Source organism: Kineothrix alysoides (assembly GCF_000732725.1).
In the GTDB taxonomy this organism is placed as follows: domain Bacteria; phylum Bacillota; class Clostridia; order Lachnospirales; family Lachnospiraceae; genus Kineothrix; species Kineothrix alysoides.
The window spans coordinates 977,493-1,002,043 of sequence record NZ_JPNB01000001.1 but is presented as its reverse complement, the minus strand read 5'-3'; the positions used below and the strand labels follow the sequence as shown (position 1 = coordinate 1,002,043).

Below are 24,551 nucleotides of genomic sequence, written 5' to 3'. Positions count from 1 at the left end.
GCCTCTCCTTTCTTTTTTTCGCTTCTACTGGCGCAGCTCTATTCCCATGCTCTCCAGTCCGTTCAATATCTTCTTCATAGCTGAAGCAACATCATTCTCCTCCAGCGTTCTATCCTTCGCCCTGAACGTAATAGAATAAGCTACTGACTTATAGCCCTCTTCGATCTGCGCTCCTTCATAAATATCGAACAGATTATAAGCCTCCAGAAGATTTCCTCCGCGCTGTTCGATCATTGTTTCTATCTGGCCCACGAGAATATTCTTCGGTACCACCATACTAATATCGCGGGATACCGCAGGATACTTCGCAATACCCTCATATTTTCTGTCAAAGGTAGCAAAAGGCTCTATCTGCGGCATATCCAGAACAGCGATATACACCTTCGTTCCTATATCGTAGTTATCACATACCTCAGGATGTACCTCACCCAGATAGCCTACCAATGTGCCCTCATATACAATTCCCGCTTGACGTCCCGGATGAAGGAAGGGCTTTCCCGCCTCCGGGTCGTAAGAAGGCTTCTTTCTCAGACCGATACTGTCAAAGAACTCCTCTATGACACCCTTCATCGTGAAGAAATCTCCCTCACCGTACATACCAAACGTAAACTGCATTCTCTCATCAGGCAGCTCCGTAAGCGGCAGCGCCTTGGGAATATAAATATTTCCAAGCTCATACAACCTTACATCTTTATTTCTTCTATTGTAATTCGTAGAAAGGCTCGTTAGCATTCCATTAAGGGAAATCGTCCTCATAATGGAGAAATCTTCTCCCAATGGATTCGCTATAGTAATCGCTTTCCTCAAATCGCTGTTCAGAGGAAGCAGCAATTTATCGAATACCTTCGGGCTTTCGAAGGAATAGCACATTCCCTGAGAGAATCCACAAAACTGTGCAATATCTCTCGCTTTCTGCTCGATTCGCAGTTTGAAAGGAAGTTTTCCCGTCGTCGCTTCGCCGCTTGGAAGCGATACCGGTATCTTATCGTATCCGTAGAATCTAGCTACTTCCTCCGCCACATCCGCTGCACACTCAATATCCTGACGGAAGGACGGCACTACCAGCATATTCGTTTCTTTCTCATATTTAAGCTCCAGCATCTCGAAGATGCGAAGCATTTCTTCTTTTGAAATATCAGTTCCTAAAAGTTTATTGATCTTCTCCGGATCGAAGTGTATCTGAACGTCTTCTTTCATCGGAACGCAAACGTCTATCATTCCGCTTACTACTTCTCCGCAGCCCAGCTCTTGTATTAATTGGCAGGCTCTATTGATTGCTGCCTCCGCATTATGAGGGTCCAAACCCTTTTCGAACTTGCCGGAAGCATCGGTGCGAAGCCCGATTCTCTTAGCTGATTTACGGATATTCGTGCCGTTGAAGGTTGCTGCCTCGAACAAAACGGTCTTTACCTCATCCGTAATCTTAGAATTCTCGCCGCCCATGATTCCTGCAATGCCGATTTCCTTTTCGGCGTCGCATATCATAAGCATTTCTTTGTCCAGCCTTCTCATCTGGCCGTCCAAGGTCTGGAACTCATCTCCGTCCTTCGCACGGCGAACTATGATTTTATGACCCGCTATCGTATCCAAATCGAAGGCGTGCATCGGCTGTCCATATTCCTCCATTACGTAGTTAGTTATGTCAACCAAATTGTTGATCGGACGGATACCGCTGGCCGCCAGACGTCTCTGCATCCATTTAGGAGAAGGTCCTATTTTAATATTGGTACATACTCTCGCAATATATCTGGAGCACAGATCCGGGTCCTTTACATCCACAGAAATATAGCTCTCCACACTTTCGCCATTTTCCTTCACTTCGACTGCCGGAAAGACAAAAGGCTTTCTAAAAGTTGCCGCCGCCTCGCGCGCGATGCCCAGTACACTATAGCAGTCCACGCGATTGGAAGTAATCTCGTATTCAAATACAGTGTCCCTTAGGCCCAAAGCCTCCACTGCATCGGAACCTACCTCCACATCGTTTCCGAAAATATAAATACCGTGTTCGGGTGCCTCCGGATACATTTCCCTCGTAGTTCCCAGCTCTTCGATAGAACACATCATACCGTAAGAGGGAACGCCGCGAAGCTTGCCTGCCTTGATTTCAATCCCGTTTTCAGGAAGCGGACCGCCGTCATGCCCTCCCGCCACTTTTCCTCCGTCTAATACAACCGGTACTTTATCTCCTTCTTTGACATTAGGAGCGCCCGTAACGATCTGTATCACTTCTCTCCCTACGTTTACCTGACATACGATCAGTTTATCCGCATCAGGATGCCTCTCTATCTTTTCAATTTGACCTACTACTATTTTCTCCAGATTCTTATCCAATCTTTCATAGCCTTCCACCTTCGTTCCCGACAGTGTCATCGCATCGCAATATTCCTGATCGGTACATTCCAGTTCCGGTACATATGCTTTGATCCATGATAATGCTGTGTTCATCTTCTATTCTCCTTCATTCTACACACGTATGCCGCCTTTTTTCTATTTTTTAAAAAGCAATCGTTAAAATTGTTTCAGGAAACGAATATCGTTCTCATAAAGCAGACGCATGTCATCAATTTCATATTTCAAAAGTGCAATACGCTCCAAGCCTATGCCGAAAGCAAAGCCGGTATATTTCTCGGGGTCGATACCGCTCATCTGCAGCACATGAGGATGTACCATCCCGCAGCCCAATATTTCAATCCAGCCGGAGCCTTTGCAGAACCGGCAGCCTCTGCCGCCGCATTTATAGCAGGAAACATCCATTTCCGCGCTGGGTTCCGTAAATTGGAAATGATGAGGTCTGAATTTTACTTCGGTGCTCTCTCCGAACAACTCCTTTGCAAACACTGCAAGAGTTCCCTTCAAATCAGCGAACGTAATATTCTTATCGATGACCAAGCCTTCAATCTGGTGAAAGGACGGAGAATGGGTAGCATCCACTTCATCGGAGCGGAACACTCTTCCCGGAGCCAGCATACGAATAGGCAGATGTCCTTTTTCCATCTCATGTACCTGAGTAGGGGAAGTCTGTGATCTTAGGAGAATATCTCCGGTGATATAGAAGGTATCCTGCTCATCCTTCGCCGGATGTCCTTCAGGGATGTTCAGCGCCTCGAAATTATAGTAATCCTTTTCAATTTCCGGTCCTTCCACAACCTCATATCCCATGCCTACGAAGATTCTTTCCACTTCCTCCAACGCTATCGTATTGGGATGACGATGCCCCATAGTATTCTTCCCGGCAGGAAGAGTCACGTCGATGACCTCTGCTTTCATTTTGGATTCCCGCAGGGCACGTTCCATTTTCACTCTGCATTCTTCCAATACTTTTTCTATCTCTTCTCTCGTCTCGTTGACGAACTGTCCCACCTTGGGCCTGTCTTCCGGTGCGACATCCTTCATACTTTTCAAGACTGCCGTGAGTTCTCCTTTTTTCCCCAAGTAGTTTACACGAATCTCATTCAATTTTTCAAGCGCATCGCTGGCTTCTATCTGTCTGATGGCTTCTGCTTTGATCTGATCTAATCTTTCTTTCATTGCTTTTCCTTTCTTTTAGCTGTCAGGGAATCGAATTACTTTCCTATTACATCAAAAAATCCCTGACACTACTCTCATAATGTCAGGGACGAAATTTATTCCGCGGTACCACCCGAATTCCTGTTAGATAACAGACTCTCTTCTCACGTAACGTGTGACCTACGTCCTACACTAATTTACGCTTTTCAAAAATATAAAACAGCTAAGCGATATGTTTTCATGCAGGATGCTCCGGCGGGAATCTCAAGCGACATTTGAACTGGGGGAAGCTTTCAGCCGGTGACTTCCTCTCTCTGACAGAAAATGTAACTCTACTAACGCCTTCATAGCATTTCTTGTTATATATTTATCTTATAACATACTAACTGATTCCCATTGTAGAGAATCTTTTTAAAAATGTCAAGCCTCTTCTTTTTCACACATATGTGCTAAATGCTGCCTTGTTACTTTTCATACAGTAGCTTAACACTTGCTGGTAAGCTACGTAAGAACGTGATTCAAGAGATGACTTCTGCTTCGCAGAGCGAATTTAAATGCAGAAATCATGCGTTACTGAGAACGGAGTGAACAGTAACGCTGCCTTGCCTTATTTCTATGCATCAATTGCTGCTATGAGACCGCGGACTGAATAGAAATTTATAAGCAGGCCCAAAATATCTGTTGATATAGGCACCTATCATAATGATATATATGCACATATACAACCAAAGCATGATAACGACAATGGTCGCCAGATTGCCATAGGTACTGAAATCATTCACCCCTCCCACATAGATGGAAAAAACCCACGAAAACGAGTTCCAAACGACTGCAGAGAAAACGGCCCCGGGTATCTGCAGTGTGAATTTCAATTTCTTATTCGGTATATAGGCATAAATCATGGTAAATCCTAAGATCATAATAGCAAAAGAAAACAGCAATCGGAAATGCATCAAAAAGTCGAATATCTTTTTTGTCTCCGGCACATTTCTGATTACGCCGTTTACCAAAGAGTTGCCAAATACCATTACTACCAAAGACAAAATCAGGACTAAGAGCATAAGTATCGTATAGAAAGCGGCGATTGCCCGAAGCACTACATAATTTCTGTCCTCATCTACATCGTTAATCTCATTCAAGCCCCGAATAAGGGCCAGCATTCCCTTAGCTGCCGACCAGAGTGTGGCAATTGCCGCGATGGAAATGACTCCCGCCGATTTGGCATACACATCTTCTATGATCGATACCACGAGAGAATCTACCATATCCGGTGTCATATCTGTCATAAAGGTCATGAGATTCGCCTCCGTAATGGTCGTATACGGAATGATAGAGCAAAGTAAAATCAACATGGGGATTAACGATAAAAAAAGAAAAAATGCCGTACTTGCCGCAAAAGCGCTGATATTTTTTCTGTTCGTCTGTCTATTGAAATCATTGAAGATATAAAGGATTCTTTTAAACACTTCTCCTCCTCACTTTCACCTGTTAATATGCATTTTTTATTTCGCAGGTCTGATAGAAAAACGACAGAATGCCCTGCGCATCAAAGCCTTTGGCCGCCATAGCTTTCGCGCCGTTCTGTGACATTCCTACGCCGTGCCCGTATCCGCCTCCGGCTAAGGTATATCCTACCACAACACCCTCTTCTTTACTAGTCATAATTGTCATGTAGGCACTGGGAAGCAGAGAGGGTGACGCTACTTCACTTCCGTCCTGCCTGACCACCATGCTCTCGCCATCGCTCAATACATATCTTATATTGTGTTCCGATATAATTTTATAAGTTTTTTTTGTCCCCTCTACGATGAGCTCATCCGCCGCGCCGCCGCTGTTTCTTTTTTCAATATAGATATTTTTTATTTCTCCCAGCTTCTTTACGGGCTCGCTCGTAAAGCTTCCATCCTTTTCCTTGGTCAGGACGAGTTTTTCATTTGCTTCATAGCGCTTTTGAATTGAAGCAAGAATTTTCTCAGAGTCCGCATGTTCCACCTTATAGCTCCACCGGTACCAAGCTTCCTCTCTTTCATAATCGGAATCGAAAGATTGACCGATGAAAGAATCGAATACTTCCTCCTTTGTCATTTCTTCTCCGCTATATTCGTCCCCGTCTTCTCCTATCCGCTTGGCCACGAGATAGGAAGTATCCTCCCCGGAGTCCGATTTCCATATATTGCTGTCCGAACCGAAACCGCAGGAGGTGGAATAATAATAAGAACCGCACAGCTCTTCGCCGTAAAACAATAGTTCTCCTGTCGTCTCCTTTACCGCCTTGGTAGTCTGAGCATTTTCCGCAATGTTATTATAAACTTGATATCCGGCGCTGTCATCCACATGCGCTCCGAACTGGGCGACTCCCGAATGGGACATGTGCCTGTAGGCATAAGTTCTGGCGCATATCGCCTGCGCCTTCAGCGCCTCTAACGGATAGGAAGCCGGCATCTCGCTTGGAACCACGGAATACAAATACTCCTCTAGCAGGACTTCATTCACAACTACCAAGCCATCCTGCGTATGAGATATCTCCAGCTTGCCTCGATAGGCAGGAGTTCCCTGCGCACGATCCACGGACAATAGCTGGATTCTTCCGGTCAGTGCCGTAGGCTCTATATAAACCCTTTCTCCTGTAAAGTATTCGCTGTCCCCGCCGATGACAATTTTTTCTCCCGCCTTATGCTCTTCTCTCTTCAAATCGTCATAATTGCCGTAGCTTACCACGAAATCCGTATCTGCCGTAAGCTCCAGCTTTTCATGATAAACACTGCCAAAGTTCGTATTTTTTATGAGCACACGGATATTTTCCATAGCTTCATCCCTGGTGATGAGTCCGGCGCAAATCACTCCGTCCTCCAAAACGAAATCCGTAAAGTTATAACCAATCCGCAGATCCTCCTGCCCGCACTCACTCAACATTCCGTACAGCTTATAAACCTTCAGCCCTTCCTCATAAGGATATTTTCCATAGCCTTCAATTTCAATGCTGCCATCTCCGAAGCTTAATAACTTTCCATTTATCTTTTCATTCTTAATTTTCACTGACTGCAAGCTTCCGTCCGCAAATTCCATATCGGCAATCTGCTCCCTCTGCGCTTGCTCAGCCTTCCCGTATGGGAGTTCTATTTCGTATCCTTGCACGAAAACGCTTAAGATGCTGTCCTGCGCTTCTACAATCCATACATTATGTAAACTATATCCACGGCTCACTACCTGATAGACCGTAAGGAATACTTCATCCTTCTTATAGGCCTTGATTGCCTGATATTTATACTCGGTAAACGAATCTGAGGCATAAGAAAACTTCCCTTTCTCCGTAAGCATTTCCTTTTCTGCAAGCGAATTTCCTTTCTCGTCCCGTACCTCCTGCCCCGTCCCCAGTATGGTCACACTATCAAAAACAATTCTCTCTCTCATATCATAATAGGTAAGCAGGCTGTCGTAGAGGCGATACCAGTCGTCCTTCAAAAAAAAGAAGCCTTCCCTATACTTCTCTTCATATTCCTTCTCATACGCAGATGCAGCGTCCTGCGGCACGATTGCGGAAAACAGGATTAAAAATTGTTCGTAGCTTAAAACCGCTTCCGAATCCGCAGAAAGCTCACCCTTAAGTGCTGAAAAGGCCGCTTCTGCCCCGTCCCCCACTTCCAGCGCCTCGCTAAGGAGCAGAGCGTCCTGAAGTCTTATGTATTCTCCTTCCGGCTGTTTTATCCTCCCCATGCGGACGCTTACAGCCAATATGTAGATGATGATAAACAAGCCGATAACGCAAAACAATACTTTCAAAAACATTCTTACATTTTTATTCATTAAAAATCTCCCGGTCTTCTATTTTTACACGGTGACGCCGGAATACGCCGTCTCGTAAATCATAATTTTTTATTGGAAAAAAGCAGCCAATACGGCTGCTTTTTTCCTTCGTAGCATACTACATAAATCCCCAAAATGCCGGTTCTTGTACTTTGACTCCTAGCAAAGCTAGGTGGGTGACCGCAACCTTACTTTTGCCTTCCCCTCCAATCCTCTTTCGAGTGGGGGCTTGACAGCGATAAGGCGATGTAGGAATCCCGTTTAAAGTATCTGTAGGTTCAAAATAACAAGAGTTATCGAACATTTCAGGATACTATTATTATATCCAACCTACATATAAAATACAACTGTTAATTTCCTAATTCCCTTTCTAGACTTATGGAAAAATAAGGAATTTTAAGAAAAAAACGCTTTATCTATATTCTCAAGGGACTTGTAGCTTCCTTTAGCCATTCCCTCTCCTGTGCCGTCAAAAGGCCTTCTGTCCGGAGGTAAACCTGCTCATGATACCGGTTCAGTCTTTCCACATCTATTGGCTGCATGCAGGTCGTATCAATGGCCTCTTTATCGATAGGCACGAAGGTGAGCGTATCAAAAAACATGAACTGACCGTCCGCATTCTTTTCGCCCTTCTTAGCCACAATGACATTTTCCGTGCGTATTCCATGGCTGCCTTCGATATAAACGCCCGGCTCGTTGGAAATAACCATTCCTTCCTCGATAATTGCTTCTGCAGCTCCTTTGGCAAAACGCCAGCGAATGCTCTGAGGGCCTTCATGTACATTGAGAATATAGCCAATTCCATGTCCCGTTCCGCATTTATAATCGATTCCGATGTCCCATAACGGCTGTCTCGCCAATATGTCCAGATTTCTTCCCGTACAGCCGTAGAGAAATCGGGCCTGCGTAAGCTGTAACATGCCTACGGCAACCTTAGTAAAGTGCTTTTTTATCTCCGGATTGATCTCCCCTAAAGCGATGGTTCTCGTCACGTCCGTGGTTCCGCCCATATACTGCCCTCCGGAATCCACCAGCAGCATTCCTTCCGCCTTTATTTCCTTCGCGCTCTCAGGAAGTGCCTCGTAATGCATCATAGCGGCGTTTTCTTTATAAGCGCTGATAGTCGGAAAAGACAAATCCAGAAAACCTTGGATTTCTCTTCGCAGTCCGTCTAAATGCTCCGCGGCCGTAAGCTCCGTAATCTTCTCTTTTCCCACGTTTTTCTTAAGCCAGCAAATAAATTTTATAACGGCAGCACTATCTTTAAGATATACCTCTTCCATCCGGGAAAGCTCGGTCTTGTTTTTTACTGCCTTTAAAGCTTCCGTAGGATTGCTTTCGAAGACACATTCCGCTTTGTCCGACAAAATCTTATATAAAGCATAATTGATATTCCCTTTATCCAGAAGCACCTTCCCTTTATAATCATAACCGTTAAGGAATTCTGCAATATTTTTATAATCTTTAATGATAATATGGTTTTTTAAGGCATATTCTGTGAACTCCTTCGTCACCTCCTGAGGCTGTATGAAAAGATACAACTCCTCAGGCGTAAGAAAGCTATAGGAGAGCGCCACCGGGTTGCAGGCCACATCGTTTCCTCTTATATTCATCAGCCACATCAAATCGTCCAGCTTGCTCAGCGTAAAATATAATGCTCCCGATGCTTTCATCTTTTCCCTGACTGCAAGAAGCTTCTCCTCCATGCTCTGCCCGCTTATTTCTTCCGGAAGGACTATGACCTGGTGATTAGGAAGAAGGGGCCTCTCCTTCCACAAATCTCCCGCCATATCCTCCTCATAAAAGATACGGATATCCATACTTTTAAGTTTCTGCTCCAGCTCTTTTCCTTCTTTGCAGCTCACCGTCCGCCCGTCGAAGCCCAGAGTCTGTCCGCTCTTCATATTTTCCCCCAGGAAATCAGGAATATCGGGTACGCCCTCTTCCATCATTCGAAACAGCTCGATTCCGCTTCCTTCAAGCTCGTTTTCAGCCTGAATGAAATATCTTCCGTCCGTCCATAGCCCCGCCATATTGTGCCCTACTACAAGAGTGCCGTTAGAGCCCGTAAAGCCGGAAAAGTATTCTCTCACCTTAAAATAATCATCCACGTACTCGGAACCATGAAAATCCGAGGTAGGAATCATATAAAAATCGATTCCCTTCTCACTCATACGGTCCCGCAGTCTTGTAAGTCTGTCCTGAATCATCAATAGCTCTCTGCCTTTCCGTCATTCAATATCCCTACTGCAGAGGATGTTCCGATGCGCTCACAGCCCTCCTCCAGGAATGTTTCCAAATCCTCTCTCGTCTTCACTCCGCCCGCAGCCTTAATTTTTACATCTGCTCCGATATGGTCCTTGAACAATCTCACATCTGCAAGCGTCGCGCCACCCGTTCCGAAACCGGTTGAAGTCTTGATGTAATCTGCACCTGCTGCCGTCACTGCCTTGCAAAGTGCAATTTTCTCCTCCTCTGTCAAATAGCAGGTCTCGATGATTACTTTAAGAATGTGCCCGCCACAAGCCATCTTTATCGTGCGGATTTCCTCCTCCACCTTATCGAACAGACCGTTTTTCACATCGCTGATATTTACCACCATATCGATTTCGCGTGCACCGTCCTTTATTGCCTCACTGGCTTCTGTCACTTTTGCCGCTGTTACGCTATAACCTAAAGGAAAGCCGATGACCGTGCAGATATTGATTTTTTCTCCATATGCGTCGCGAATGCGTTTTACGTAAGAAGGGGGAACGCATACGGACGCAGTCTTGTATTCCAGCGCCTCCTCACATAAGGTCTCGATATCCTTCCATGTTGCAAATGCCTTTAGCTGCGTATGATCTATATGTCGCAGAATTTCTTCGTTCGTCATAAAGTTTTCCTCCATTTTCTTTTATAAATTCTATTCTAATATGAAATGAAAAAAAAAGAAAGATGCATCTGTTTTTCAGTTTCTCAATATACTGTTAATAGATAGAATTTTATAAAATTTTTAACAAAACATTTCATTTTATCTATTTTTATAAGTATTTTTATGATATTATTGACCTGTTGACAGTTTATAATTCCAGCCCCTCTTTGCGGGGGCAATGAGTATCAGCGAAAGGAGGACTATCTTATGGATCACAATGTTTATTCCGAAGTTACACCGGAAATCGTACAGTTGGCAAAGCTAAGCGAAAAAGCCGATATTATCGAGACCGAACTTTTTACGAAATACGACGTAAAAAGAGGACTTCGCGACTTAAACGGAAAAGGGGTACTTGCCGGACTCACACGGATTTCCGACGTGCGTGCCAACAAAATGGTAGACGGTGTCCAGGTTCCGATTCACGGAGACCTGTTTTACCGCGGCTATAATGTGAAAGACCTCGTGGCCGGATTTACCAAAGACAACCGCTTCGGTTTTGAAGAGACAACTTATCTTTTATTGTTCGATAAATTGCCTGCAAAAAAGGAACTGGAAGATTTTACCAATCTGCTTTCCTATTACAGAAGCCTGCCTACAAGCTTCGTCCGCGATATTATCATGAAGGCACCCAGCAAGGATATGATGAACACCTTAGCGAGAAGCGTTCTAACGCTATATTCCTATGACGACAGAGCCGACGACACTACACTTCCAAATGTGCTCAGACAGAGCCTGCAGCTTATCAGCCTGTTCCCTCTGCTGTCCATTTACGGCTATCAGGCATACAGTCACTATCATGACGGCAAAAGTCTGTATATCCATTCATCCAGGCCGGAATTATCTACCGCTGAAAATATACTGCATATTTTGAGGCCGGATAGCTCCTACACTCCGTTAGAAGCGCGGATACTGGACATCGCCCTCGTATTACATATGGAACACGGCGGAGGAAACAATTCTACCTTTACCACCCATGTGGTTACTTCCTCGCTGACAGATACTTATTCCGTTATTGCGGCAGCTATCGGTTCCTTAAAAGGTCCCCGCCACGGCGGAGCCAATATAAAAGTTGTACAGATGTTTGAGGATATGAAAAAAGAAATCTCCGACTGGGAGGATGAGGAGCAAGTGGCTGCTTATCTTGCCAGGCTGCTTCACAAGGATGCCTTCGACCATGCCGGCTTAATTTACGGTGTAGGCCACGCTGTTTATTCCAAATCGGACCCCCGCGCCGTCATCTTCAAATCTTTCGTGGAAAAACTTTCCGAAGAAAAAGGGCTGCAGAAGGAATTCGCCCTTTACTCCCTCGTGGAGAAACTGGCACCGGAAGTCATCACGAAGGAAAGACAGATTTACAAGGGTGTCAGCATCAATGTAGATTTCTATTCCGGCTTCGTTTATCACATGCTGGGACTTCCTTTGGAGTTATATACACCGATATTTGCTATCGCACGCATTTCGGGCTGGTGTGCCCACCGCATGGAGGAGCTTGCCAATAACGGGAAGATTATCCGCCCTGCTTACAAGGCTATCGGCGAAGACCGCAGCTATACGGATGTTTCAGACAGGAAGAAATCATCATAAACATTGCAAATATAAAACCAACAGATTTTTAGTCTGCTGGTTTTTTGTTTAACATAAGGATTCATACAAGGCATGCTGCCTGTTGATATTATCCTCTTTTTATTTCTTTTTCGTATCGACTCCGTCTATGAACATCTTCTTCGCCCTGTTGGAAGCTACCGCAAATAAAATCAACACGATAATGAAGCCGCCAAAAGCTATCAGAGATATATAGCCGGGACCACCGTACCTGGTAGTTATAATGCCCATCAGGCCGATTGCACATGTAAGGATTCCCATGAACAGCGCTTTGGGAAACATATAATTAATAAAGCCTTCTTTATCGCGGATCTTATTTACATCCACGTCTTTGCTGACCAGTGCTCCGCCCGATATGTTTCCTGTCGTCTTCATGGTAATGGCAGAATAAATCAGGTATATCCCGCTGATAATAATTAATAGGTCAAACATATTCGATGTATCCATAGTATTTCGCTCCTTATTTAAGCTTTAAGAACTCTTCCACCGTTTTTTGCATCTCTTCTTTATCGCAGACATAATCATGGACCACCGGCGCGGATTTTATTTCCTCAATGGCCTCGGGCACTGCTACATTCGCCAGTGCAGACAGCTCATCCACCAGCTCGAAATCCGACATTCTATCATATTTCTCATCGATTGCATTCATTACGCTTCTCGTAAACTTGAAGGGACTTGCCGTAGACGCAATAACCGCAGAAGTCTCGTCCCCGGTCTCCTCCTTATATTTTCCATATACACAGGCTGCAACCGCAGTATGCGTGTCGATGACATAGCCTGTCTTCTCGTACAAAGCCTTGATGGTATCCGCGGTCTCCTGCTCCGAAGCATAATTTCCGTAGAAGTCTGCCAGAAGTGCTCTCATCGGGTCCGTAATCTCATATTTGCCGTCCCCGCTTAAAGCCTTCATAAGCTGTGCGGTCTTGTCTCCGTCATTTTCTGCTATTTGATATATCAACCGCTCCAAATTACTGGAAATAAGAATATCCATCGAAGGAGAACTGGTCAAAACGAATTCTCTGTTTCTATCATATACACCGGTCTTGAAGAAATCATAAAGAACCTTGTTGTCATTGGAGGCACAAATCAGCTTGTCGATGGGAAGTCCCATATTCTTGGCATAAAACGCCGCAAGAATATTGCCGAAATTGCCGGTAGGAACCACTACATTAATCTTCTCGCCCTCTGCTATCTTCTCTTCTGCAAGAAGTGTCGCGTAAGCATATACGTAATACACGATCTGGGGAACAAGACGGCCTATATTGATGGAGTTGGCGGAGGAAAACTGACAGCCCTGCCCGTCCATTCTCTTTGCAAGCTCTTTATCCGCAAAGATACGCTTCACTCCGGTCTGAGCGTCATCGAAATTCCCATGAATACCAACCACGTATGTATTATCGCCCTTCTGCGTCACCATTTGTTTCTCTTGGATTGGGCTTACGCCGTTTTTAGGGTAAAATACGATAATCTTCGTACCTTCCACGTCTGCAAACCCTTCAAGCGCCGCTTTACCCGTATCTCCCGAAGTCGCTGTGAGAATGACAATTTCATTTTTTACATTATTCTTTTTCGCTGCTGTGGTCATTAAATGGGGCAGGATGGACAATGCCATATCCTTAAAAGCAATAGTAGCTCCATGAAACAGTTCGAGATAATAAGCCTTATCCGCGCTCACTAACGGGGCGATAGCTTCCGCATCAAATTTCGAATCATATGCATGTCCGATGCAGTTCTTCAGCTCCTCCTCCGTAAAATCCGTCAGATATAGCTTCATGACCTCATAGGCCACTTCCTGATAGGTCATACCTGCCAGTTCCTTCAAACTCTTATCAAGTGCCGGTATATGATCAGGAACAAATAAGCCCCCATCCTCCGATATACCCTTTAAAATAGCCTCCGATGCCTTTACCTGTATGCCGTTATTTCTCGTGCTGTTATATAATACTTCCATTGTGCCACCTCTCAGCTCTTTTTATCTTAGAGTCCCTTGCGCGAGACGCTGTTATCGGTTAATAAGTATAACATATATTTCATATCCGTGCAACGCCATGTCATGAGAAGTCATGAGAAAAATTCATGTCCACCATAAGAGAATAACAAAGTAAGGCTGTTATCGAACCATTTCATTTTCTCAGGGTCCGCATACTTCCTCGACGCAAAATAAAGTGCCCCCTTCGTAATGTCCTCTCCATACAGCACCTTTTCCACCGCTTCCTTTGTTTCCTCGCTAACGGTCACCTTATCATATCTTCCGTCCGCAATAGGTGAAAACTGGGCGACCCCGTTTTCTCTCTGGAATACGACGCCTTTCACAGTATCAGGGAATTTGCCGCTTTCCACCCTGTTCATTACCACTCCGGCAACCAGCATCTTACCTGTAACGTCCTCACATCCTGCTTCTGCCTCCACGATTTTTAAAAGTACCTCATAATCCTCCTTGGACAGCGTATATTTTGCTTTTCTCTCGATGACATTATAGTCTACTACTCTCTGTCCTGACGACGCTCTCGTCACCATGCGGATAAAGGTGGCCGCATCCAGGCACGCCTGATCTTCCATAAAGCGGATTTGAAATGCCGGTGTTGCCGCAATTCTGTTAATCTGCAATTCCTTCACATTAAACCAAGTTACAGCGAGAATCACATTACATAGCAACAATATGGTCATATTCTTTTTGTACGTCTTCATATTTTCAATTCCTCTTTTTATTTTCATGAATCTTCGGTTGCTTAAGTTCATGACTTTTATTCTTGTCACACAAATGTAACAGTTCTTTAATATTTTATACAAAGAGTGCTGAAAATATTTCTAAATTTGTATTCTTTTTTCTAAAATGTTATACTTAGGATAAAATTATGACAAATTATGAGAAAATAATGCTTTTTATACTATAAACCGAGGGGTGCCATGGGAAAAAAACTGCCCGGCGTATATGCCGCAAAGAAAAAAAACAACTCCATCTATTACCGCGCTTCTATCACTTTTAGAGAAAAGCATATAAGTCTCGGAAGCTATGACTTGGAAGCAACGGCTCACCTCGCCTATAAAGAGGCGCAGCTTCTCATCAAATCAGGCTCTGTAACCGTGGATGACTATTCTCCGGATTCCCTTTTAGCATTTGAAAAATGGGTCTGTCTTCTGAATTTCCGGGATAACGGACTTTATTTTTCTACCCCTATCTACATGCGGAAGAAATATTTTTTATACTATTATTCTCCCACCTATATTCTCAAATTCGATATCGATGATTTATTTTATTATTCCTCCCGTAAAATCATGAGGAGAGGAAGCCATCTTTTCGTTGCCGACTACGGGATGCAAGTTAATATCCTCAACCGCTACGGTATAAAAAATTACGCAGTGGCCGATAAAGATTACCGGTTTATAAACGGGGATCCTACCGATTTTCGTTATGAAAATATTGAGATCCGCAACCGTTTTCATGGAATCACCCATATTCCCTCTGCAAAGGGCATGAAATACAAGGTGCGTATCCACATAAAAAGCAATTACGTGGTAGGCATCTACCATACGGAGGAAGAAGCTGCTATCGCCTATAACAAGGCCGTAGACGTCTTAAAAAGAAACGGCATAGACCGCAATTATTCCCTTAACTACATCGAAGGGCTTTCTCCTGCTGCCTATGCCGATATATATTCAAAGCTTAAAATTTCTTCAAAGCTATCCGAACTTTCTCCTGCGGAGCCATAACCTATTTCTCCGAATAATCGATAAAACTGATGTTCAAATCGATGTCGCCTATCGCTCCGTTCACCTTACCCTCCAACGTATACTGCCACATCTGGAACTGATACGGATAATCCGGCACATCCTCCTGCTGGGACAGCCAGATATCATAACCGGTCAGCTTTGTCAGGTCGACCTGCTTGATCAGCCATTCCTTCGTTCCATAAATCATCGGTTTATAACCCGAATTTTTTATAGTGTCCAAAAAGGCCTTCGTTATCGTAGTCTTCTGGTCTCTGGACAACGCTTCTATTCTTGCCTTATCATTCTTCACATATTCCATATCGAAGGCAATAGGGTAAGTTATCTTATAATTGTTCAGGTTCTGTAGATTCTGCAGATTTTGTATGACGAAGTTCGCTTCTTCTATCGCCTCATCCGACGTAATGGCCTGTGAGAAAAAGTAAACGCCGATGTCCAGCCCCGCTTCCGAAGCCTTTGCGATATTATCCGCGAATTTTTCATCCAGCACGATCTGACCGCTGCCATAGCCTCTGGCTCCCAGACGTATCATAACAAAGTCGATTCCCGCTTCCTTTAAGCTGGCGAAATCCACCTCTTCGTTATACTTGGACACATCCGCTCCCAGATAAGAAACGCTCTTTCCTTCCTGATAGTAAGCCATCTTGTCAGATTTCATCTTAAGATTCGTGAAATCGTAGGTGTTCTTCTCCAGATAGGGATTGATCAGCACCCATTCTTCTGAGCCATTGGCATATGTGATCAGCGTATGCTTTCCATCATTTTCGGGCAGCTCCTGCTGCTCTTCGTCATATTGGGAATATTTATCGTTCTCCGTCTGCGAATTCTTGGAATCCTCCGCTTCGGATGTCTCTTCTTTCGAACCGCTTACAAATTCCGGTTCATTTTTCGGATACATATCCCAAAAATCCAAATCCGAAGCCGTCAGCTTATTCTCCGCATACAGCCTCTCGATGTTCTTCATCCTGCTGGCGCTGCCGTTCACTGCAAAATCCGGCTGTTTCTCTGAGGCGGACTGCGCGCTGTCCTCCGTCACACTTGTATCTGAGTGCTCTACCGCCATAACTGCCGTATCTTTAGCCGTCCCAGCCGTAGGCTTCGTCAAAGATGTCTGTCCCTGCTTCGCAAAAAATACGACCCCAAGAATCAGCAGTGCACTCAGGCTAACGCCTATTATCACATATTTTGCAGAGAGCTTCGCCCCTATATCGTCATTTTCTCCCGGTAATCTCATCGCATCACTTCTTTTCCATGATTTTATATCATTAATATAAATATCATTGATATAAGTATCATTGATATCTTCCGTTATTCTCTTCACTAATAATTTAACATGAAATAGGGCAGTGCGCAAGTATATGCGCTTTTTCCTATACCCTTTCTATGCTCTTCTCAAAATAGTCTTTTTCGGACACTTCTCCATGCAGATGCCGCATTCGGTACATTTTTCGTAATCGATAGCAGCGTTAAAATCTACCACATCCACCGCTTCCGAAGGGCAGTTTTTCTTGCAGAGCTGGCAGCCGATACAACCCACCATACATTTCCTGGAGGTATCCTGACCCTTGTCCTTGGAATTACAAGCCACCACATATTTAGCGTCGTAGGGTATCAGCTCGATCAAAGACTTCGGACATACCTCCACGCATTTCCCGCAAGCCATGCATGCTTCCCTATCCACCACCGCTACTCCATTCACTACATGAATCGCATCAAAAGGGCAAACCTTAACGCAGCTTCCGCCTCCAAGGCAGCCATAGTTACATGATTTAGGGCCGCCGTTTGGCACAAAAGTCAGCATTCGGCAGTCCTGCGCTCCAAAATATTCGTAATCCATCGCAGTTTTATCAAGGTCTCCCTGACATTTTACAAAAGCCGCCTTTCTTACCGTCTCCTGAGCTTCCACTCCCATGATTCCGGCGATAACCTTGCCTACTGCCTCTCCGCCTACCGGACAGGCATCTACCGCAGCCTCTCCTTTGACAATGGCTAAAGCCAGGCCGGAACAGCCGGGAAAACCACAGCCTCCGCAGTTATTTCCGGGCAGTGCTGCCAGCACCGCCTCTTCTCTTTCATCCACATTTACCCTGAACTTAATCGCTGCAATTCCTAGAAACAGACCGATAAAAAGCCCGCTTCCTCCCACGATCGCCATGGCGATTACAACACTGACTGTACTCATCCCGCATACCTCCTACAACAAGCCTGAAAATCCGCAAAAAGCAATTGCCATAAGCCCTGCCGTTATAAGCACGATAGGCATTCCTTTAAAGGATTCCGGTATATCATTATATTCCATCTTCTCGCGTATGCCTGCCAATATCAGAATTGCAATCGTAAATCCTACCGAGGTTGCAAATCCGTTGACAATGCCGGTAAGAATATCGTATTTCTTCTGAACGTTCACGAGAGCGATGCCAAGCACCGCACAATTTGTCGTAATCAGCGGCAAATATACGCCGAGTGACTGGTAAAGGGAGGGCATGAATTTCTTAAGGAACATCTCCACAAACTGAACAAGCGCCGCTATAACGAGGATGAATACGATAGTCTGCAAATACGTAATATTAAGCGCCTGAAGAACATACTTATAAATCACTCCCGATACAGCGGAGGCCAGCGTTATGACAAAAATAACCGATATTCCCATTCCCGCAGCCGTATCCGTCTTCTTCGAAACTCCTAAAAACGGGCATAAGCCTAAAAACTGGCTGAGGACAACATTGCTCACAAGGGAAGAGCCTACCAGAATAATGAGTAACTCCTTGATATTTATATCAATAATCATTCGCTTCATCCCCCTTTCCCACTGTGTCATCCGTTATTTCAGTAATTTCTATTTCTCCTATTTCTTTCTTATCAGTACGCTTGGAGGTGTCATAAAACCGGTGGCTGCAACCCGCACTGTCACAGTCCATACAGTCCTCGCTGCAGCCCGACTGAATGTTAGACACATCTCTTCCCTTTTTTGCGCCGTTTATCTTAATCTTATTCTGAATAGCCGTAAGAGCTGCCAGGACGAAGAACGCGCCGGGAGCCATGATGAAAATAGTACACGGTACGTAAGCCTCCGGCATAATATGATATCCGAATATTTCCCCCGCTCCTATTATTTCCCTCACTGCACCGATACAAGTGAGGGCAAAAGAAAATCCCAGTCCCATTCCCACGCCGTCAAAAAAAGAAGGGATAACAGGGTTCTTCGAGGCATAAGCCTCAGCCCTTCCCAAAATAATGCAGTTAACTACAATGAGTGGTATGTATATTCCGAGCGCATCGTATAACGACGGAAGGAAACCCTCCAAAAGAAGCTCCATCATCGTAACGAAGGATGCTATCACAACGATAAACGCCGGAATTCTCACCTTATCCGGAATGATATTCCTAAGCAGCGAAATAAACATATTGCTGAGCGCCAGCACTGCCATTGTTGTCAGTCCCATGCCCAAACCATTAATCGCGGAAGTCGTTACCGCCAGGGTCGGACACATTCCAAGCATAAGCACGAAAGTAGGATTTTCTTTTACCAGCCCGTTGAAAAGCCTTTCATTTACACTATTCATTGCCGCTTCCTCCTTCCATGCTGTTCCTATCTTTGACAGGAATATCCTTCAGAACGGTACGGAAATAATTAAGCCCGGCATTTACACCATTCGTAACTGCATTTGTTGTAATCGTAGCTCCGCTGATTGCATCGATTTGATTCTCTCCCCGGGCTTCCGTTTTCGTATATTCGAAGACTTCCACCTTTTTGCCCTCAAATTGAGGCTTTAGTACTTCTTCCGCACGCATACCCAGCCCCGCTGTCTCCGATATGGACAAAATGGAGATTCCATTTAAGGTGCCATCACTCCGAATGCCCAGCATGAACTGAATATCCCCGCTATAGCCCTCGTGATCGGTTACCGTAATAACATAACCTAACATATTATGCTCTGCATCCGAAGCCTTCATAACTTCATCGATGTCTACTGCTTCAAAGCCCAATTCACCCTTTTGAAGCACCCAGCCATCCTCCGCCTGCGCCGTCTGGACGGTCTCAAAGGTTTCCGCCTCCGAAAAGACCTCTTTGCAAGCCTCCTGCCTCACCTTCTCCTTCTGTGCCGCAATCGGTTCCTTCGTCACCTGATACACCACGCCCAGAATAAGGCCTGCCGCCAACGTAATGATAAAGAGTATAAAAGTGTCCTTCAACATTCCTTTTATATAATCATTCATGCACTTTCCCTCCTTTTGTACCAAACGCCTTAGGGAAAGTCATTTTTTCAATCAGAGGGACTAAAAGGTTTCCTATAATAATCGCATAGGAGACGCCCTCCGCCGACGGTCCGAACAAACGGAATATACCCGTCAGCACGCCCAGAATAATTCCATAGACATACTGCCCCTTCTTCGTAATAGGGCGAGTCACATAGTCTGTCGCCATGAAAAATGCACCCAGCATCAAGCCGCCGCCTGCAAGCTGCGCACTGATATAGACCGGATCTGCTCCATGACCGCCGAACAGGCATAGGAATATAATAAAGCTTATGATATAGCTGCCCGGTACCTTTAAATCGATAATACCCAGCAAAATTAAAAAGCAGGCGCCCGCCACAATAGCTATCATGGAGGTTTCTCCTATGGTTCCCGCCGTCCTGCCTATAATCATATCCAGAATATTTACGTTTTCCCCGTTTCTTATAAGAGAAAGAGGGGTTGCTCCGCTGTAAGCATCCACCTCGAAGTTATTCATGATGGGGGTAAAGGAAATGAGCAAAAAACATCTCGCCGCCAGCGCCGGGTTCATAAAGTTCTGCCCCAAACCGCCAAACAGCATCTTTACTACTAAAATAGCGAATATACCGCCGACTGCGCCAATCCACCAGGGAGCAGAAGACGGAAGGTTAAGCGCCAGCAAAAGTCCGGTAACTACCGCCGAATAGTCTCCAATCGTCACCGGTTTATTCATCAGCTTTTCGTATGTATATTCCGTAAGAACGGCAGCTGCCACCGTCACCCCTATTAAAATCAGTGCGTCTATTCCAAAATTATAGATACCGAAGCCCGCGGCGGGAAGCAGCGCTATGACAACAGCGAGCATAATGCTGCTCGTGGTTACCTTGGACCTCACATGGGGATTGGAGGACACCTTCATCAACTCACTCACTTATCCTACCTCCTGCTTCTTCTTTTCCTCATTTGCTTTTCCTGACTTTTTAGCAAGCTGTATTTTCCGCATGGACTTTATCGTCTGGGTCAGCGGCTTTCTCGCCGGACATACGTAACTGCAGCAGCCGCATTCACAGCACTCCATTCCCTGATGCTTAAGGAATGCTTCTTCGTTGTAATGCTCCGCGTAATCCGACAACATTTTGGGCACAATCCTGCCCGGACATACCTCCACGCATTTTCCGCAGTTAATACACGCCCCCTGCTGCATCTGAGAGACCTCGTCCTGAGTCATACAAAGAAGCGCCGATGCCGTTTTGGTAGTCGGTACATCCAAATCGAAAATACTAAAGCCCATCATAGGCCCTCCGGAGACAATTTTAGCCGGCAGCTTCTTAAAACCTCCTGCCTCGTCAACCAGCTCCCTGTAGCTCGTCCCTATCCGCACAAGGAAATTGCGCGGATCTGAAACAGCATCTCCCGTTACCGTCACTATCCTTTGCATCAGAGGCATTCCCCTCATGACTGCATGGTAAACCGCAACGATAGTATCCACGTTATCCACGATACAACCTGCGTCCGACGGAAGCATCTTTGAATTAATGCTCCTTCCGGTAGTCGCATAAATAATCTGCCGTTCCGCTCCCTGCGGATATTTCGTCTTTAAGGCCTTTACACTAATACGCTTTTCATTTTTGGTCAGCTTTTTCAATAGTTCGATGCAGTCCGGCTTGTTATCCTCTACCGCCAGAATCGCCCGCGCATTATCGAACAGGCTCAATATGATTTTAAGCCCTTCTACGATTTTTTCCGGTTCCTCTATCATCCTCCGGTAATCGGAAGTAAGATAGGGCTCACACTCCGCACAATTAGCAATGATATAATCTATTTTTTCCGGCTCCCCGGGCGAAAGCTTTATGAAGGTGGGAAAGCCCGCACCTCCCATACCAACTACGCCTGCTTCCTTTATTCGTCCAACGATTTCTTCCTTCGTCAACTCCTGATAGGAATCGATCGCCAAATATTCCATCTCTTCATACTTTTCATCATTTTCTACTATAATGCTCATTATGCTGTCTCCGGTCACTACCCGTCTAGGCTCAATCACCTTGACTGTACCTGAAACCGTCGCATAAACAGGAGCGGACACATAACCGGAAGCCTCCGCGATTTTCTGTCCCGCAAGCACTCTATCGCCTTTTTTAACGATAGGCACCGCCGGCACCCCGATATGCTGGGATAAAGGATATACCAAATCTCCCTTAGGCAGTACTGCTTTCATCGGTTTATCCTTGGACATGTCTTTACCGTCGTAGGGATGTATACCGCCCGCAAATGTTAATTTCGCCATTTGTCACCCTTCTTTCTCTTGGATTCGCAGGACTGCCTCCTCAAACGACAGCCCCGGCACTTATCAATATACTATTTTTCTACAAAAAATGCTACTGCATTTTGCAAAAACATGTTATTATAACCAAAGGAAGATATGAAGAATTTGTAACAGTTCAGCCTTCAATACCGCGATGCCAAAATTGCGTCTCTATGCAATTTTGCGAGGGCTGTAAGCGTCAAAATGCAGTTTTATCGCATTTTGTGTGCATATATGTTGCAGTTTAGCCGAGGGCTGAACTGTAACAATAATTTATTAGTAATCTGTCCGTTTTGGACGAAAGGAGCCATATGAGAATTTTACGTCAAACCATTCATTTTGATACTTTTAACTATCCCCTCGAAAAAATTGCTCCCCTTGAAAAAATACTTTTCATAGATATAGAAACCACCGGATTCACAGCAAAAAGCTCCTCTCTTTACCTAATAGGAGCCGCCTACTATGAAGCTGGAAGCTGGTATGTCAAACAATGGTTCGCTAATACTTACGAGGAAGAAGCTGATATTCTGTCCGCCTTTTTCCAATATGCCGGCAGCTACACCCATTTAATCCACTTTAACGGAAATAATTTTGATCTTCCCTATCTGCTGCAAAAATGTAAACAGCATCATTTGCCTTATCATTTCAATCGTTTCGAAGGTATCGATATCTATAGAAGGGTTTCTCCTTATAAAGGCTTTTTAAAGCTGCCCAACTGTAAATTAAAGACGTTGGAGCAATATCTTGGCATCGCCAGAGAAGACACCTTCGACGGCGGAGAATTGATCAGTGTGTACCATACTTATGTAAAGAACCCTACCGATTACGCCTTGCAGGCCCTTACCCTTCACAATGCCGACGACATGAAGGGTATGCTTCGGATCCTCCCGATTCTTTCCTATTACGACCTCTTTCATTCGCCCTTGATACCCAAAAAAGTACAGGCGAATTATTACCGCGATATAAACGGCAAACAGCATCAGGAGATCCTTATGAAGCTGATCCTGCCGTCCCCTCTTCCCAGTTCTCTTTCCGGCACCTCTAACGGCTGCTATTTCAGGGGCGAGGGATTGGAAGGTACCCTTCGCATCCCGCTCTATGAGGAGGAGATGAAGTATTACTATTCCAATTATAAGAGCTATTATTACCTTCCGGAAGAGGATACTGCTATCCATAAGTCAGTAGCTTCCTTCGTAGACAAGGACCACCGGATACAGGCCTCCGCGGCAACCTGCTATACCCGCAAACTGTCCTCGTATCTGCCCCAGTGGGATATTTTGTTCGAGCCTTTCTTCAAGAGAGATTATAAAGATAAGGAAACATTTTTCGAACTGACTGAGGAAATGAAAAAGGAGCGTCCACTATTTGCAAAATATGCCGCCCACATACTTAATATGATTGAACAATCATACTAAAATGAATAAAAGTGTGCTGCTCATCTATTGGTTTTGTAATCGGCGCACTTTCCTGCTTACATAAAAAACTACTGAATTAACAATACCTTCCTGTTAATTCAGTAGTTTTATCGTTACTGTTCACTCCGTTCTCAGTAACGCATGATTTCTGCAATGCAAACATTTTGCATTAAAATTCGCTCCGCGAAGCAGAAACCATCTCTTGCATCACGTTCTTACGTAGCTTAACAGCAAGTGTCAAGCTACTGTGCGAACAGTACGTTTTATCTTTATGGTTTTTCGTAAAAGAAAGAATTCCTTCTGCCGTATCCCATGTCTTTATAATTGATGATTTGCTCTGTACTGCCAATAAATAAAATTCCCTTATTCGCCAACGCCTTCTGGAACTTAACGAATACCTCGTCCTTCGCTTCCTCCGTAAAATATATCAGAACGTTGCGGCAAATAATCATGTGCCACCCGTCGCGATAAGAATCCTTCAGTAAATTATGCTCACCGAATTCCACACGCTTCTTAATATCCTCCGATATTTGATAAGATAAGCCAATCTTCGTAAAATATTTCTTCTTCAAATCCTCCGGCACGTTTGATATGCTCTTGTCCGAATACAAGCCTAACTTCGCTTTGGCGATAACCTGCTTGTCCAAGTCCGTCGCATACACTTTTATCTGTTCTAACGGAATATGTCTGGACAGTGCCATTACGAGGGAATAGGGTTCATCTCCAGTAGAACACGCCGCGCTCCATATCTTCAGATTCTTGCCGAACTTAGTTACCAGTTCAGGAATAATCTCCTTTTCTAAGACCTGCCATTGGTCGGGATTGCGATAGAATTCGGATACATTAATCGTAAGATAGTTAACAAATTCTTCGAACTTGACACGATTCTCTTTGATATATGCAATATACTTATCATATCCGACCACATTATTTTTGGCTATCAACGTATCGATACGGCGCTTCATCTGCTTCTCTTTATAAGAGCTTAAATCAATTTTGGTTAAATTATAAACTGCCGTTTTGAACCATTCATAGTCATAAGCCATAGCCTTACCTACCG

20 protein-coding genes, 1 other RNA gene and 1 other annotated feature are annotated in these 24,551 nt (G+C 44.7%); of the genes, 3 read left to right on the top strand and 18 right to left on the bottom strand.

The window, feature by feature from the left end; all coding sequences use genetic code 11:
* Window positions 1-24: 24 nt before the first annotated feature.
* From pheT to deoC, 7 genes are all read right to left on the bottom strand, one after another.
* Entirely contained in the window at window positions 25-2,445 is a 2,421-nt protein-coding gene (gene pheT / locus CC90_RS0104810; RefSeq protein ID WP_031389682.1) for a phenylalanine--tRNA ligase subunit beta, read from the bottom strand.
* A 63-nt stretch (window positions 2,446-2,508) separates the two neighbouring features.
* Window positions 2,509-3,528 carry a phenylalanine--tRNA ligase subunit alpha gene (gene pheS / locus CC90_RS0104805; protein WP_031389681.1) on the bottom strand — a complete coding sequence of 340 codons (1,020 nt, stop codon included), beginning with the start codon at window positions 3,526-3,528 and terminating at the stop codon, window positions 2,509-2,511.
* Between the two features lie 81 nt (window positions 3,529-3,609).
* Window positions 3,610-3,864 (bottom strand) — a binding site (T-box leader).
* Window positions 3,865-4,127: 263 nt separating this feature from the next.
* Window positions 4,128-4,973 carry a YihY/virulence factor BrkB family protein gene (locus tag CC90_RS0104800; protein WP_031389680.1) on the bottom strand — a complete coding sequence of 282 codons (846 nt, stop codon included), beginning with the start codon at window positions 4,971-4,973 and terminating at the stop codon, window positions 4,128-4,130.
* A 22-nt stretch (window positions 4,974-4,995) separates the two neighbouring features.
* Window positions 4,996-7,311 (bottom strand): SpoIID/LytB domain-containing protein, encoded by a 2,316-nt coding sequence (locus tag CC90_RS0104795; RefSeq protein WP_031389679.1) that lies wholly within the window; start codon window positions 7,309-7,311, stop codon window positions 4,996-4,998.
* Window positions 7,312-7,434: 123 nt separating this feature from the next.
* A non-coding RNA gene (gene ssrS / locus CC90_RS23590) (6S RNA) lies at window positions 7,435-7,626 on the bottom strand.
* 101 nt (window positions 7,627-7,727) lie between these two features.
* Window positions 7,728-9,521 (bottom strand): aminopeptidase P family protein, encoded by a 1,794-nt coding sequence (locus CC90_RS0104790; RefSeq protein ID WP_035315162.1) that lies wholly within the window; start codon window positions 9,519-9,521, stop codon window positions 7,728-7,730.
* Window positions 9,521-10,186, bottom strand: a complete 666-nt coding sequence (deoC, locus tag CC90_RS0104785) for a deoxyribose-phosphate aldolase (RefSeq protein WP_031389677.1) — start codon at window positions 10,184-10,186, stop codon at window positions 9,521-9,523. The genes CC90_RS0104790 and deoC overlap by 1 nt, the downstream gene beginning before the upstream one ends.
* A gap of 246 nt (window positions 10,187-10,432) precedes the next feature.
* On the opposite strand from deoC, the gene CC90_RS0104780 reads away from it, so the two are divergent.
* Window positions 10,433-11,809: a citrate/2-methylcitrate synthase gene (locus CC90_RS0104780; protein ID WP_031389676.1), complete on the top strand. Its 1,377-nt coding sequence runs from the start codon at window positions 10,433-10,435 to the stop codon at window positions 11,807-11,809.
* Window positions 11,810-11,908: 99 nt separating this feature from the next.
* Here CC90_RS0104780 and CC90_RS0104775 read toward each other — a convergent pair whose 3' ends face one another.
* The 3 genes from CC90_RS0104775 to CC90_RS0104765 all read right to left on the bottom strand — a co-directional run bounded on the left by CC90_RS0104775 (window position 11,909) and on the right by CC90_RS0104765 (window position 14,515).
* Window positions 11,909-12,274, bottom strand: a complete 366-nt coding sequence (locus CC90_RS0104775; protein WP_031389675.1) for a hypothetical protein — start codon at window positions 12,272-12,274, stop codon at window positions 11,909-11,911.
* A gap of 13 nt (window positions 12,275-12,287) precedes the next feature.
* Complete coding sequence (thrC, locus tag CC90_RS0104770) at window positions 12,288-13,778, bottom strand: threonine synthase (RefSeq protein ID WP_031389674.1); 1,491 nt, start codon at window positions 13,776-13,778, stop codon at window positions 12,288-12,290.
* A 110-nt stretch (window positions 13,779-13,888) separates the two neighbouring features.
* Complete coding sequence (locus tag CC90_RS0104765) at window positions 13,889-14,515, bottom strand: cell wall hydrolase (protein WP_031389673.1); 627 nt, start codon at window positions 14,513-14,515, stop codon at window positions 13,889-13,891.
* A gap of 219 nt (window positions 14,516-14,734) precedes the next feature.
* Between CC90_RS0104765 and CC90_RS0104760 the strand changes: the two genes are divergently transcribed.
* Entirely contained in the window at window positions 14,735-15,538 is an 804-nt protein-coding gene (locus CC90_RS0104760; protein ID WP_031389672.1) for a hypothetical protein, read from the top strand.
* A 1-nt stretch (window position 15,539) separates the two neighbouring features.
* Here the strand turns inward: CC90_RS0104760 and CC90_RS22925 are convergent, their stop codons facing one another.
* The 7 genes from CC90_RS22925 to rsxC form a co-directional block, all read right to left on the bottom strand.
* Window positions 15,540-16,790: a glycoside hydrolase family 25 protein gene (locus CC90_RS22925; protein WP_132038497.1), complete on the bottom strand. Its 1,251-nt coding sequence runs from the start codon at window positions 16,788-16,790 to the stop codon at window positions 15,540-15,542.
* A gap of 147 nt (window positions 16,791-16,937) precedes the next feature.
* Complete coding sequence (locus tag CC90_RS0104750; protein WP_031389670.1) at window positions 16,938-17,738, bottom strand: RnfABCDGE type electron transport complex subunit B; 801 nt, start codon at window positions 17,736-17,738, stop codon at window positions 16,938-16,940.
* 12 nt (window positions 17,739-17,750) lie between these two features.
* Window positions 17,751-18,326 (bottom strand): electron transport complex subunit RsxA, encoded by a 576-nt coding sequence (gene rsxA / locus CC90_RS0104745; RefSeq protein WP_031389669.1) that lies wholly within the window; start codon window positions 18,324-18,326, stop codon window positions 17,751-17,753.
* Window positions 18,327-18,333: 7 nt separating this feature from the next.
* Window positions 18,334-19,119: an electron transport complex subunit RsxE gene (gene rsxE, locus CC90_RS0104740; protein ID WP_081905870.1), complete on the bottom strand. Its 786-nt coding sequence runs from the start codon at window positions 19,117-19,119 to the stop codon at window positions 18,334-18,336.
* Complete coding sequence (locus CC90_RS0104735) at window positions 19,112-19,774, bottom strand: RnfABCDGE type electron transport complex subunit G (RefSeq protein WP_035315160.1); 663 nt, start codon at window positions 19,772-19,774, stop codon at window positions 19,112-19,114. The genes rsxE and CC90_RS0104735 overlap by 8 nt, the downstream gene beginning before the upstream one ends.
* Window positions 19,767-20,705: an RnfABCDGE type electron transport complex subunit D gene (locus CC90_RS0104730; protein ID WP_031389666.1), complete on the bottom strand. Its 939-nt coding sequence runs from the start codon at window positions 20,703-20,705 to the stop codon at window positions 19,767-19,769. The genes CC90_RS0104735 and CC90_RS0104730 overlap by 8 nt, the downstream gene beginning before the upstream one ends.
* Window positions 20,706-22,058 (bottom strand): electron transport complex subunit RsxC, encoded by a 1,353-nt coding sequence (gene rsxC, locus CC90_RS0104725; RefSeq protein ID WP_031389665.1) that lies wholly within the window; start codon window positions 22,056-22,058, stop codon window positions 20,706-20,708.
* Window positions 22,059-22,387: 329 nt separating this feature from the next.
* On the opposite strand from rsxC, the gene CC90_RS0104720 reads away from it, so the two are divergent.
* Window positions 22,388-23,491, top strand: coding sequence for a ribonuclease H-like domain-containing protein (locus CC90_RS0104720; protein WP_031389664.1), 1,104 nt, complete (start codon window positions 22,388-22,390; stop codon window positions 23,489-23,491).
* 269 nt (window positions 23,492-23,760) lie between these two features.
* Here the strand turns inward: CC90_RS0104720 and CC90_RS0104715 are convergent, their stop codons facing one another.
* On the bottom strand, window positions 23,761-24,537 hold the full coding sequence (locus CC90_RS0104715; protein WP_031389663.1) for a CheR family methyltransferase: 777 nt from the start codon (window positions 24,535-24,537) through the stop codon (window positions 23,761-23,763).
* Window positions 24,538-24,551 lie beyond the last annotated feature (14 nt).

Coding starts and splice junctions, on each gene's coding strand:
- pheT (WP_031389682.1), bottom strand. CDS start 2,445: ATGAACACAGCATTATCATGGATCAAAGCATATGTACCGGAACTGGAA.
- pheS (WP_031389681.1), bottom strand. CDS start 3,528: ATGAAAGAAAGATTAGATCAGATCAAAGCAGAAGCCATCAGACAGATA.
- CC90_RS0104795 (WP_031389679.1), bottom strand. CDS start 7,311: ATGAATAAAAATGTAAGAATGTTTTTGAAAGTATTGTTTTGCGTTATC.
- CC90_RS0104790 (WP_035315162.1), bottom strand. CDS start 9,521: ATGATTCAGGACAGACTTACAAGACTGCGGGACCGTATGAGTGAGAAG.
- deoC (WP_031389677.1), bottom strand. CDS start 10,186: ATGACGAACGAAGAAATTCTGCGACATATAGATCATACGCAGCTAAAG.
- CC90_RS0104780 (WP_031389676.1), top strand. CDS start 10,433: ATGGATCACAATGTTTATTCCGAAGTTACACCGGAAATCGTACAGTTG.
- CC90_RS0104775 (WP_031389675.1), bottom strand. CDS start 12,274: ATGGATACATCGAATATGTTTGACCTATTAATTATTATCAGCGGGATA.
- thrC (WP_031389674.1), bottom strand. CDS start 13,778: ATGGAAGTATTATATAACAGCACGAGAAATAACGGCATACAGGTAAAG.
- CC90_RS0104765 (WP_031389673.1), bottom strand. CDS start 14,515: ATGAAGACGTACAAAAAGAATATGACCATATTGTTGCTATGTAATGTG.
- CC90_RS0104760 (WP_031389672.1), top strand. CDS start 14,735: ATGGGAAAAAAACTGCCCGGCGTATATGCCGCAAAGAAAAAAAACAAC.
- CC90_RS22925 (WP_132038497.1), bottom strand. CDS start 16,790: ATGAGATTACCGGGAGAAAATGACGATATAGGGGCGAAGCTCTCTGCA.
- CC90_RS0104750 (WP_031389670.1), bottom strand. CDS start 17,738: ATGAGTACAGTCAGTGTTGTAATCGCCATGGCGATCGTGGGAGGAAGC.
- rsxE (WP_081905870.1), bottom strand. CDS start 19,119: ATGAATAGTGTAAATGAAAGGCTTTTCAACGGGCTGGTAAAAGAAAAT.
- CC90_RS0104735 (WP_035315160.1), bottom strand. CDS start 19,774: ATGAATGATTATATAAAAGGAATGTTGAAGGACACTTTTATACTCTTT.
- rsxC (WP_031389665.1), bottom strand. CDS start 22,058: ATGGCGAAATTAACATTTGCGGGCGGTATACATCCCTACGACGGTAAA.
- CC90_RS0104720 (WP_031389664.1), top strand. CDS start 22,388: ATGAGAATTTTACGTCAAACCATTCATTTTGATACTTTTAACTATCCC.
- CC90_RS0104715 (WP_031389663.1), bottom strand. CDS start 24,537: ATGGCTTATGACTATGAATGGTTCAAAACGGCAGTTTATAATTTAACC.